Here is an 11,312-nt window from a genome sequence, read left to right as displayed (position 1 = left end):
TTTTCAATATAGTTTTATAGTTTCGGCATGCGTCCACTCAAAGCTGCTTTTGTAATCAGCAGATAATGGCGAAGGGGCGAAGGTGTCACACATTCCTTGAATGCGAGTGCACCTTTCTTTTCAATCTTCTTCAGTGCCTCCGGTATAATTGCCAGAGGCAAAAAAGCCGGTTTAACGGCTGCATCGAGTGTCCGATAATGGTGATAGAATTCCCGATAATGTTTTTCAGCCAACCCGATTGCGGCACTCAACATTTTTTCCTGCCGTTCCACAGGCTTTTGCGTCGTTTTTGAAACGAGGTAATCATCCGCAGTCGGTTCAACCATAGTCTTCGGAAAATATTGTTTTCCGTGTGACTTTATCAAAGGAAGCGAACGCAAGAGCCGACACACGACATCCGCGACACCGCCATGCCCCGAAGCGTCCGCTGTCTGCGACGAAGCATTCCGATCAAGAATTCGACATGCCAGCTCAAAAAGAGCACTTGCTGTTTCCCCACAATAGCCTTCAAGGCTTGTCACGTCGGGCATTTGGTCGTCATAAAAATCGAACACACGTGCGTCACAATAGCGTAATAAGGCAGCTTTCGGTAATTCGTATTTATGGATAGTGGAAAGCAATGCACTTAATACAGGATTGCCCTCTCCCGTTTTATCGGCTTCGATCGCATCACGCCACCAATGTAAGCGGATTTCGCCGATCATCGGTTCACGTACAGTTTCCGAAATGCGATTCATCTCTACATTGAAAGCAAAAAGGCTCGCCAAGCCTTCGCGGTGGCATTGCGGCGCGAATAAAATCGAAAGATAGCGATCTCTATCGCTCTCTTTTAAAAGTCTGAAACAATGGGAAATATCCTCGTTCATTCAACTGCATAGAAGATTGCAGCAACCGCACGATCTTCTGCGAGAAGTACGTTGAATGTGCGGACTGCCGCACCGGTGCTCATTGTGTCAGCCGAGATATGTTTGTTATGCAATAAAGTTCGCAAATTTTGCGGTAGCCGTAACAGGTTTTCTCCTGTGCCGACAAGCAACACTTCAATTTTATCCGCTTCATCCAGAATATGTTGCATATCAGCCATCTCCGGCACGGGGGCTTTCATTTCAATCCCGTATATGCCCGATGGAACGCAAACAATCGAACCCCGATGGGACATGTCTGCAAAGCGGAACCCGCCATTTCCATAAGCATCAATTGGCGCACGTCCTGGAAAATGCGCTTCCTTCATCTTGATTGCATCAGACATTACAAACCTTTGTCGCCAGTCTGATTTGGCTTCACTTTCAAAAGTACAAGCAGCGGACCAGCTATAAATATAGACGAATACGTACCTATGATTATACCAATGAGCAGCACTGATGCAAAATCTTTCATGTCGGCACCGCCAAAATAATAAAGCGGAAGGTGCGCAACCAAAGTCGCAAGCGATGTCAAAATTGTACGCGATAATGTACGGTTGATAGCAATATCAACGAGACTGCGCATATCTATCGCGCCGCGCTTTTTAAGAAGCGAACGCACCCGATCATAGACGACGATCGTATCATTGAGCGAATAACCGATGATAGCGAGTAACGCTGCAATGCTCCAAAGGTTGAACTGCCATTGGAACAAAAGAAAAATGCCAACAAGAATAATAATATCGTGTACAGTCGTCAAAACCGCACCAACGGCAAATTGCCAGCGGAAACGCAATAAAACATAAATAAATATCGCCAGCAAAGATACGAAAATGGCAAGCGCACTGACACGGCTCAACTCGGTTGAAACAGTCGGCCCGACTATATCAAGGCGTTGCAATGTATAATCATTTCCGAATTCGCCCCGAAGTTTTACCGCAACGGTTTGTTCTGCATCCTCGCCGTTGCCTTGGCTGGCAATCGTCAATTCCGCTTCCGAAGGTTTTTTTGTCGGCGAAACATTGACACCGCCGATATTGAGGTCGGAGACGCGATCAGCAATGTCATAAATATCGGCTTTACCGTTTTTTGCCTCCAGCACTGCAAGCGACCCACCGGCAAAGTCGATGCCGTAATTGACCCCTGCTGTTACATAAAGGCTGCCTGTCAAAATAATCAGAACCGTCGATACTGCGAGTGTTATTTTGCCCAGTTTCATAAAGCGGATACTGGTATTCGGCGGGATAATGCGAATAATGCGTTGCGGAATTTCGCGAGGATGAAATGTCCTGATCCACCAACTTATCATCATCCGTGTGAAGGTAAATGTTGTGAAGAGTGATGTCAGAATGCCGATCGTAACAGTCAGTGCAAAGCCGTGAATCGGCCCTGTTCCCAACATAAAGAGCACAAGGGCTGCGATGAAAGTTGTGACATTGGCGTCGACTATCGTGCTCATTGCACCGGAAAATCCGGCTTCGACCGCCTGCGTAACCGAATAATTGTTGCGCCGTGCTTCACGTATACGTTCATAAATCAAAATATTGGCGTCAACCGAAACGCCGATTATCAGGACAAGACCGGCAAATCCGGCAAGCGTTAGCGGAGTGCCGATAATGCTCAAGACTGCAACCAGCATCATCAAATTGGCGGCCAGTGCGACATCTGCCGTCAATCCGAGTAAACCGTAGGACAAGATCATGAACACGGCGACAATGACAAGAGCTCCGAAAGCCGCGTGAAGACCGGCTTTAGCGTAGGCAGTGCCGAGATCGCCCCCTACAGTCCGTTCTTCAATGAAGGTCAGATCTGTCGGCAAAGGACCTGTTGTGAGAACCGTTTCGAGATTGTGAGCAACGTCATCCGGCAATGGGCCCACACGAATATAACCATCGTTGATAGGGACAGGAAATCTCATAGCGGCCAGAACTTCATTGTCGAAAACAATGATGAGGCGCTTATCAGGATTTTTTCCGGTAAATCCGGAAAGCTTCTGCTCCCCTTCACTATCCAGTGCAACAGTCAGCAATGACCCGTTTTTGTTTTTTTCCGCATAAGCACCGGCAATGTTGTCATTGGTGAGAAATGGCGGCTCTTTCAACAAATAGCTTACCGGCGGATCATCCATCGAATAGGTAACGATCGTCCCTTCGGGACGAGCGATTTTACCCATAACAACTTCATTGACCGGAACAGATGTATCTTCTTCATAAAGCGAAAAACGGGCAGTAACGCTGACTATATCTTTGAGAAGTTGGACATCGAAGAGACCTGGAACTTCAATGCGGATTTTATCCCTGCTTTGCTTGGCAATGGAATAGTCTTTGAAACCGGCAGCCCCTATATCAAGCCGCCTTTTCATGACATCTATCGTAGCGTCACGTTTATCAAGTTCATTCTTTGGTAATTGAACCACAAGGCGTGAACCACCTTGTAAATCGACACCCATCGGCAAATGAAGCGTAGAATAAAATTTTGGCAGGTAGTCAAGAACAGTGCGAGGCAAAATATTTGGTAATGCGACAACAACACCAAGCAGCACGATCACCCAGATCAGAAGCCGTTTCCAGCGAGGAAAATAAAGCATAAGCAGGCTCCCGAATTTACCTCGAAATTTACTTCCTTGAAAACTGAAATCACCACCCGATCATAACGCTTCTACCCGAAAACGTAACACAAGCGCGCGGCCACCTTTTTTAAAAAGATTTAACCGCCAGTTTCCAGAGGAATGCCAACAATGATTGCATTCCCGAGAATCAACGATTCCCGTTTAACGGGAATCATCTTTAGCAAACTTGAAAAAAACGTCAAATAGCCGTTTTAACTTTACTCACGCTCCGGTCTTTTCGTGACTTTCCGAAGTATCGGTATTTTTTTGAGCTCCGGATGTGTCAGCCTCGTTGGCGTTCTGGTCTGCCTGTTCGTCTTCGGTTTTTTCTTCAGTCTGGACATTGTCCTGACGGCCTGCATCGGTAAGCTGTTTTTTACCCTTTTTCGCTTTCAAAGCCGGTTTTTGCTTTGGCTCGGATACAGGCTCACCCTTGACTTCGACAGTCAGAATTTTTGACCGCAAGACACGAACACGCGTATTTTCAGCAATTTCCACCTCTAACTCGCCTGTGGCATCGCCGATGACTTTTGTAACGCGACCGATAAGACCACCTTCAGTCACCACTGTATCACCACGACGGATAGCATTAAGCATTTCCTGACGCTTTTTCATCTGGTTACGTTGTGGCCGGATAATGAGAAAATACATGATGACGAATATCAGAATAAAAGGTGCAAACGTCATCAAAGTTGACACTTCCCCCGTCGAACCACCAGCGGCCTGTGCATAAGCGTTGGTAATAAACATTAACTATCTCCTAGCTTTGGTAGCGGGCATCACCCGTTTTGGACATATCCGTTTTGGACATATTCGTTCAATCGATAAGTCGAACTTCACGATTTACATGGTCGAAGCTCGATCAACCGCTTCAAGCGGTCACCATTCAATCCTAGGCATTAAAGCTTTGCCCTTGATAACGCAACCGACAAAGCTTTCAAGAAGAAAAATTTTGGTTTTATTCTCACACGTGATAATGACATACGTAAAACAATTGGCGGAAGATTCAAATGACTGATGAAACATTAAACCGTAAACTCGATCAATTGATTGCAATATTGTCGCGCATGGCACCGCCTGAAGTTACTCCCCTTGATATGGATCAATGCGACTGCTTCGTCTGGAATCCTGAAAAATTGACGCTCAATCCGGTCAAACATGTAAACAGGGTCGATATTGATCTTATCAAAGGCGTCGATCAGGCACGTGATGCGCTCATTGAAAATACGCGCCAATTTGCCAACGGCTTGCCCGCTAACAATGTTCTTCTTTGGGGCGCGCGTGGCATGGGAAAATCTTCACTGGTAAAATCCGTTCAGGCAAAAATTAACCAGCAAAATAAAGACAAACGTCCCCTAAAACTGATTGAAATCCATCGCGAGGATATAGGAACACTTCCCGTATTGTTAAGTGAACTCAGAAAAACACCTTATAGATCCATTATTTTTTGTGATGATCTGTCGTTCGATCAGGACGACACCTCTTACAAGTCGCTCAAAGCCGCTCTCGATGGCGGTGTTGAAGGGCGTCCGGAAAATGTCCTTTTTTATGCAACCTCGAACCGTCGTCATTTGATGCCGCGCGAAATGATCGACAATGAATCGTCGACGGCTGTCAATCCATCGGAAGCGATTGAAGAAAAAGTCTCGCTTTCGGACCGATTCGGTTTATGGCTCGGTTTTCATAAATGCGCACAAGATGAATATCTTGATATGATTGACGGATATGTCCGTCATTACGGGCTTGATGAACCACTGGATAAAGTCCACCACGACGCACTTGAATGGGCAACAACGCGTGGAAACCGTTCGGGGCGTGTCGCATGGCAATTTATTCTCGCCCTTGCCGGTCGTTTAGGCAAGAAACTCGATTGAAAACATCATAATGGAAATCACAAAAAAGCCGGTTCAAAACCGGCTTTTTAAGTAACTTCATTTATAGCATGTTTGCCTTGATCGTCTTATCAGTTTTCCAGATATTTGATCGGGTTAACAGGACTTGAGTTCTTGCGCACTTCAAAGTGGACACGCGGTGTCGATGCATTGCCCGACATACCCGATTTTGCGATTTCATCACCACGGCGAACTTTTTGACCTCTTTGGACCAGAATCTTGCTGTTATGTCCGTAAACAGTCACAATATTGTTTTCGTGGCGGATAAGCACTGTATTGCCGAATTCTTTCAGGCCGTCACCGGCATAAATAACAACGCCGTTTTCTGCTGCCTTAACCGATGAACCTTCCGGCGCCATAATATCAATACCGTCATTCGTACTGGAGCCATCTTTCTGACCGAAGCTTGACAGAATGCGCCCTTGTGCCGGCCAACGCATTTTTGAAATGCCCGTTGCTTGCGGTGCGACAACGGCTACATTTTCAGCCTGATTGATTGTTGTATCGCTGCTTTTGGCAACGGCCGGTTCTGCTGCCGGTTTTGCCGTTTCATTTTGTGCGGTCTTTGTCGGCTCGGTTGCTGCCGGAGCGGGTGTCTGCGGGGTTGCAGCGGCTGTTTTTGCAGGCGTTGTCTGTTTTGTTTCAGGAAGAGCGGCCGGTGTCGCTGTTTTTGTGTTTGCTGAAGCCACTTCGGTGTTATGACCACCCGGAACAATCAAGGATTGGCCGACCCGTATAGCTCCATTGCTCAAGCCGTTTGCGCTTTTGAGTGATTCGACGCTTACGCCGGTTTTGCGGGAAACACTATAAAGAGTGTCACCACTCTGAACGATATAGCTGCCATTTTTCTTCGCTGTTGCTGCCGAACCGGACGATGAAGATGAAGGCATTTCTCCAAGGTTATGCGGCGGTGTGCCCATGACCTGACCTGCAGATGCTACCTGGGTGGGTTGGGAAGCTGACGCGCTATAGGTTGGTTGCGATTGCGACTGGGCGGCCTGATAGGACGGTTGGCCGGCAACCGGCGGTAGTTCGCTACTTTGAATAGAACCCGTCGTTTGCGGCATTTGCTGATAACCGGCCTGTTTATTGATCGCCTGTTGTTGATTGGCGGTTGCGCCAGTGTAAAAACTATCCGTAAAACGTTGGGTACCGGAACTGCATCCCGTGGCAAAACCAGCTAGGATGAACAATGCCGCTGTTTGAAGATAGCGGTGCGAAGCTTTACTCATTATTGTCAAACGCATGTTTTTTGTCCATTTACCCGATACTCAACTAAGCGCATTAAATCGTGTTAATGTTACTTGACGGTTAAAATTTCTGTTAAGGTTAAAAAAAATTATTGCCGACAAAAGCTTGGCTTACGGTTCCCGACAGGTTTTTAACCGTTACAAAATATATATCATTTTCATGCATTTGACAAAAAACGGGGTTTGTCCATTAACTTCCGACAAAGCCGCCCGACTTTACGGTGCCATTATTTCCAACCCGTTCGCGTTTTTTGATGTGGTTTATAAAATTGCCGCGATCCCTTCAATAAAAGGTTGATAGCGCACACGAAACATATCCATCCGCTCGAACCGGCTACCGGTTTTGCGATACCTCACGACCATCTGTTCGCCCTCGTCCGGTCCGATTGCTTCTATCAGAATTCCGTTTGCTGCCAACAAATCCAGAAATTCTTGTGGCTCTCTATTTCGCGAAGGCCAAACCAGAATCCTGTCATAAGGGCCTGAGCCCGACAATGCACGGCTACCGTCCATTTGCCGTAAAACGATGTTATCTATTTCAAGTGCGTGAAATCTTTGGCGAGCGATGTCGCACAAAGTTTTATAGCGTTCGACTGTTGTAACACGGCCGGCAAGTCTCGCCAATAATGCTGCGGTAAAACCCGAACCGGTTCCGATCTCCAGCACACGGTGTTTCTTTTCCAATGCCAAAGCCGATATAATATATAATTGTTCTTCAAGCCGTTCGATATATTCACCGCATTCAATCGGAATGACTTTGTTCTCATAAGCACTTTCAATAAATGGTGCCGATACAAAGCCGCGTCTCGATGTTCGCTCCAGAGCTGCAAACAACGCCATATCATCAAGCCCTCTGCCCCGCATTTTGAGGACAAGATTTATCAATTCCTCCCGCTCTGACAAGGGCGAAGCAGCTTCCATTCGTCACGCACTCCCAAGTGCTTTTTCCAATGAGTGAAGAAAATCATGGGCTGTCAGGTCAAGTTTCATAGGCGTGACAGAAATGGCCTTGTCTTGCAGGACATCAATGTCTGTCTTTTCTTTGTTCTCGCCCTTTCCCCTGCTGAAATACATCCAGTAATAGGGCAAGCCGCGGCCGTCTGCACGCTTGTCAATCAGAATCTTGTGCCCGCGATGACCGAGCGGAGCAACGGACAAACCGGTAACTTCACGAGCTTCACAAGCAGGGAAATTCACATTCAAAAGAACACCTTCGGGAAGCGGAATTTTTACGAGCTTTTTCAAAATATCGGGCGCAAGAGACGATACTGTATTCCAAGGTATATTGTCGCGGTTCGTTTCATGCAAAAATTCTTGCGAAAGGGCAATCGAGCGGATTCCCTGCATCATCCCCTCTACTGCACCCGAAACAGTGCCCGAATAGCTCACATCGTCAGCCAGATTGCCGCCGGCATTAACACCCGAAAGTACAAGATCGGGTGCTTCCGGCATAATATGCTTGACGGCCATAATGACACAATCGGTCGGCGTACCTTTCAAAGCATAATGTTTTTCATCAATCTGACGCAAACGTAAAGGATCGGAAATTGTCAAAGAATGCGATACACCACTTTGGTCTTCTTCCGGAGCAACAACCCAGACATCATCCGAAAGTTTACGGGCTATCTGTTCGAGAACTTTCAACCCTTCCGCATGGATACCATCATCATTGGTTAGCAAAATACGCATATTGAAGTTCCTTGAAAAAATTAAGCTTCAATCCGTTCCAATCCGCCCATATAGGGGCGCAGAACTTCCGGAATAACCACCGAGCCATCTTTTTGCTGATAATTTTCCATGACTGCAATGAGACAACGGCCGACCGCAACGCCCGAACCGTTCAAAGTGTGAACGAAGCGAGGCGATTTTTCGCCTTCTTTGCGGTAACGCGCGTTCATGCGCCGTGCCTGAAAGTCGCCGCATACAGAACAACTCGATATTTCGCGATAGGTATTTTGCCCTGGCAACCACACTTCAAGGTCATATGTTTTACGGGAACTAAATCCCATATCGCCTGTACACAAAGTAATTGTGCGGAATGGAAGCCCCAGCCGTTTCAAAATGTCTTCGGCACAGCCGGTCATGCGTTCCAACTCATCCAACGAGCTGTCTTCGTCGGTAATAGACACCATTTCGACTTTCCAGAACTGGTGTTGGCGCAGCATTCCGCGTGTGTCACGACCGGCAGCACCGGCTTCCGAACGGAAGCATGGTGTTAACGCAGTGACACGAATTGGAAGCTTTTTTGCATCCAGAATATCGCCTGCAACGAGATTTGTCAGAGGCACTTCTGCTGTGGGGATAAGCCAACGGCCGTCGGTTGTCTCGAACAGGTCTTCGGCAAATTTTGGCAGTTGGGCAGTACCGAAAAGTGCGCTGTCACGAACCAGTACCGGAACTGAAACTTCACGATAACCGTGTTCCAGAGTGTGGACATCAATCATGAATTGGCCGAGTGCCCTTTCAAGACGGGCGAGTTGTCCCGACAAGACTGTGAAACGCGCGCCGGAAAGTTTGACTGCACGATCAAAATCCATTTGACCAAGTTTTTCACCGATTTCAAAATGCTGTTTCGGCTCGAACGGGAACGACGGTGGTGTTCCCACCTTATAGCGTTCCACATTATCCTTTTCGTCGCGCCCTACGGGAACATCGTCAAGTGGAATATTGGGAATACGCGAAAGGGCATCATCAAGGGCTGCTGTCAGATCTTTCCCTTTTGTCTCTGCTGTTGAAAGGAATGTTTTGAGTTCCGCCACTTCCGACTTCAAAGCTTCGGCCCGTTCAGTATCACCGGAAGCCATAGCCTGCGCAATTTCTTTGGATGCGGCGTTACGTCTTTCCTGGGCAACCTGCACATGTGAAACGTGGTTACGCCGTTCAAGATCAAGCGCTATCAATTTCTCTGCCTGTGGTTCGGCATTGCGTTTTGCCAAAGCTTCGTCGAGTTTTTGCGGATTTTCGCGAATCCATTTGATATCAAGCATCAAGATATTCCTGTATAAAATTTTTGAATTCTATTTCTGTTCTTAAACCACAATGGACTAATCAGGAAGCCTTGTTCTTTTCTTTTGCTTCTTTCTTTTCGATCCAACGTGAAACAATTATAGAAACTTCATAAAGCAAAATTGTAGGAAGTGCGACGCCAAACATTGTAAAGAAATCGGAAGGTGTCACCATTGCCGCAACAACAACAGCAATCAGAATTGCCCATTTCCGTTTGGAAACCAGCATTTTCGACGTAATAAGCCCGGCTTTTGTCAACAGGCTGGTAACAAGAGGAAGCTGGAAGATAAGCCCGAATATAAGAATGAAAGACTGCATGAAGCTCAGATAATCGGAAATACGTGCAATAAATTCAACTTTCAAATGAGAATCAGGCAACAATTGCTGTGAAAGCGAAAACCACAACATCATGGGCGCGAGCACGCAATAGACGAATGCCCCACCCAAAAGAAATAAAATTGGTGCACTGATGAGAAACGGCAAAAAAGCCCGCCTCTCATTGCGATAGAGCCCCGGTGCGATAAAGCTGTATAGCTGGAACGCAAGATAAGGAAATGACAAAATGACACCGCCAAAAGCTGCAAGCTTCATTTTTGTCAGAAATGTTTCCCAGACCTGTGTCGATTGCAACCGGATACTATCAGGATTGCCACCCGAAATTTTCATTGCCCATTGATAGGGCCATAACAAAAAGTTCAGTATATAATCCTTGACGAAAAAGCAGATGATGAACGCAATGGCAAACGCGATCAAAGACACAATAATGCGTTGTCGCAACTCGATCAAATGATCCAGTAGCGGCGCCGAACTCGCTTCGACTTCGTCTTCATCCTCATGCACGATGATTTTTCCTATTTTATTCAAACACCGATAGTGGTTTTCTTTTTGGTTTCAGAAACCGCCCCTTTTACACTCTTCTGTTTGCGTGAAGGAGCGTCTGCCACCCGAGTTTCAACACCTTTTTTTGACGCGGACTGTTTTGAAGAAGCGGCTCTATTGGTCTTAGTCGCAGCTTTCGACTTGGTAGAAGAACTACTTTTCGCCGCTATCTTTTCTTTTGTTGCTTTTCTGGCCGGTTGTTTTGTTTTTTCAGCTTCATCCGAGCTTTGCGGCGACGCATTTTCCGCTCTCGCTACAGTGTCGCCACCGGCCGATGCCATTGGAACTTCGGCCGACTGGAATTTTTCGTCATCGACAATTCTTACCGAACTTGTGGCAGAACTTCCCGCTATTTGCCCTTGAGGCGCGCCATTTTTTGCATTAACCGGTTTTTCTTCGCCAGCATCTTCCGTTGACGACGCACCCGATTTGGATGTGTCATCATTTTCTTGAACATCTATGCTTGCTTTGACGTCTTTTGCTACGTCACGGATAGGATCGAATATTTCTGTGAGTTTTTTGCGCGGATCAAGATCTTTCACATCCGAAAGTGTTTTTTGCAAATCATCGAGTTCGGCTTCACGCATCGCCTCATCAAATTGACGCCGGAACTCGTTGGCTGTCGAGCGCATACGCGCCGTCGCCTTACCGATCGCTTTCAACATTTTCGGCAAGTCTTTCGGGCCGACCACAACAATCAGCACGATAAGGATGACAATAAATTCCGGTCCATCAATTCCGAACATTATTCAAAGACCCTTTCCCATAAGAAAGG

General features: G+C 46.8%; 11 protein-coding genes. 1 reads left to right on the top strand and 10 read right to left on the bottom strand.

The window, feature by feature from the left end; translation table 11 throughout:
• Positions 1–14: 14 nt before the first annotated feature.
• From H3S94_RS05860 to yajC, 4 genes are all read right to left on the bottom strand, one after another.
• The gene (locus H3S94_RS05860; protein WP_198240545.1) at positions 15–866 is read right to left on the bottom strand and encodes a phytoene/squalene synthase family protein; all 852 of its coding nucleotides are present in this window, start codon (positions 864–866) and stop codon (positions 15–17) included.
• Positions 863–1,249 (bottom strand): Mth938-like domain-containing protein, encoded by a 387-nt coding sequence (locus H3S94_RS05855; protein WP_077991794.1) that lies wholly within the window; start codon positions 1,247–1,249, stop codon positions 863–865. Before H3S94_RS05855 ends, H3S94_RS05860 begins: the two co-directional genes overlap by 4 nt.
• Positions 1,249–3,489, bottom strand: coding sequence for a protein translocase subunit SecD (gene secD, locus H3S94_RS05850; RefSeq protein ID WP_198240544.1), 2,241 nt, complete (start codon positions 3,487–3,489; stop codon positions 1,249–1,251). Before secD ends, H3S94_RS05855 begins: the two co-directional genes overlap by 1 nt.
• Before the next feature lie 243 nt (positions 3,490–3,732).
• On the bottom strand, positions 3,733–4,260 hold the full coding sequence (gene yajC, locus H3S94_RS05845; RefSeq protein ID WP_198240543.1) for a preprotein translocase subunit YajC: 528 nt from the start codon (positions 4,258–4,260) through the stop codon (positions 3,733–3,735).
• Between the two features lie 260 nt (positions 4,261–4,520).
• On the opposite strand from yajC, the gene H3S94_RS05840 reads away from it, so the two are divergent.
• Positions 4,521–5,384 carry an ATP-binding protein gene (locus tag H3S94_RS05840; RefSeq protein WP_077991790.1) on the top strand — a complete coding sequence of 288 codons (864 nt, stop codon included), beginning with the start codon at positions 4,521–4,523 and terminating at the stop codon, positions 5,382–5,384.
• Positions 5,385–5,473: 89 nt separating this feature from the next.
• Here the strand turns inward: H3S94_RS05840 and H3S94_RS05835 are convergent, their stop codons facing one another.
• The 6 genes from H3S94_RS05835 to tatB all read right to left on the bottom strand — a co-directional run bounded on the left by H3S94_RS05835 (position 5,474) and on the right by tatB (position 11,283).
• A complete protein-coding gene (locus H3S94_RS05835) occupies positions 5,474–6,634 on the bottom strand; it encodes a M23 family metallopeptidase (RefSeq protein WP_246791213.1) in 1,161 nt (386 codons plus the stop codon).
• A 279-nt stretch (positions 6,635–6,913) separates the two neighbouring features.
• A complete protein-coding gene (locus H3S94_RS05830) occupies positions 6,914–7,573 on the bottom strand; it encodes a protein-L-isoaspartate(D-aspartate) O-methyltransferase (RefSeq protein WP_077991788.1) in 660 nt (219 codons plus the stop codon).
• 3 nt (positions 7,574–7,576) lie between these two features.
• On the bottom strand, positions 7,577–8,341 hold the full coding sequence (gene surE, locus H3S94_RS05825; RefSeq protein ID WP_198240541.1) for a 5'/3'-nucleotidase SurE: 765 nt from the start codon (positions 8,339–8,341) through the stop codon (positions 7,577–7,579).
• Positions 8,342–8,361: 20 nt separating this feature from the next.
• Positions 8,362–9,639, bottom strand: coding sequence for a serine--tRNA ligase (gene serS / locus H3S94_RS05820; protein WP_077991786.1), 1,278 nt, complete (start codon positions 9,637–9,639; stop codon positions 8,362–8,364).
• Between the two features lie 61 nt (positions 9,640–9,700).
• Positions 9,701–10,498, bottom strand: coding sequence for a twin-arginine translocase subunit TatC (gene tatC / locus H3S94_RS05815; RefSeq protein WP_077991784.1), 798 nt, complete (start codon positions 10,496–10,498; stop codon positions 9,701–9,703).
• A 20-nt stretch (positions 10,499–10,518) separates the two neighbouring features.
• Positions 10,519–11,283, bottom strand: a complete 765-nt coding sequence (gene tatB / locus H3S94_RS11875; RefSeq protein WP_246786435.1) for a Sec-independent protein translocase protein TatB — start codon at positions 11,281–11,283, stop codon at positions 10,519–10,521.
• Between the last annotated feature and the right edge of the window lie 29 nt (positions 11,284–11,312).

This window comes from Bartonella sp. B10834G3, from assembly GCF_016102505.1.
Taxonomy (GTDB): Bacteria; Pseudomonadota; Alphaproteobacteria; order Rhizobiales; family Rhizobiaceae; genus Bartonella; species Bartonella choladocola.
This window is presented reverse-complemented; position numbering and strand designations above follow the sequence as displayed.

Coding starts and splice junctions, on each gene's coding strand:
- H3S94_RS05860 (WP_198240545.1), bottom strand. CDS start 866: ATGAACGAGGATATTTCCCATTGTTTCAGACTTTTAAAAGAGAGCGAT.
- H3S94_RS05855 (WP_077991794.1), bottom strand. CDS start 1,249: ATGTCTGATGCAATCAAGATGAAGGAAGCGCATTTTCCAGGACGTGCG.
- secD (WP_198240544.1), bottom strand. CDS start 3,489: ATGCTTTATTTTCCTCGCTGGAAACGGCTTCTGATCTGGGTGATCGTG.
- yajC (WP_198240543.1), bottom strand. CDS start 4,260: ATGTTTATTACCAACGCTTATGCACAGGCCGCTGGTGGTTCGACGGGG.
- H3S94_RS05840 (WP_077991790.1), top strand. CDS start 4,521: ATGACTGATGAAACATTAAACCGTAAACTCGATCAATTGATTGCAATA.
- H3S94_RS05835 (WP_246791213.1), bottom strand. CDS start 6,634: ATGAGTAAAGCTTCGCACCGCTATCTTCAAACAGCGGCATTGTTCATC.
- H3S94_RS05830 (WP_077991788.1), bottom strand. CDS start 7,573: ATGGAAGCTGCTTCGCCCTTGTCAGAGCGGGAGGAATTGATAAATCTT.
- surE (WP_198240541.1), bottom strand. CDS start 8,341: ATGCGTATTTTGCTAACCAATGATGATGGTATCCATGCGGAAGGGTTG.
- serS (WP_077991786.1), bottom strand. CDS start 9,639: ATGCTTGATATCAAATGGATTCGCGAAAATCCGCAAAAACTCGACGAA.
- tatB (WP_246786435.1), bottom strand. CDS start 11,283: ATGTTCGGAATTGATGGACCGGAATTTATTGTCATCCTTATCGTGCTG.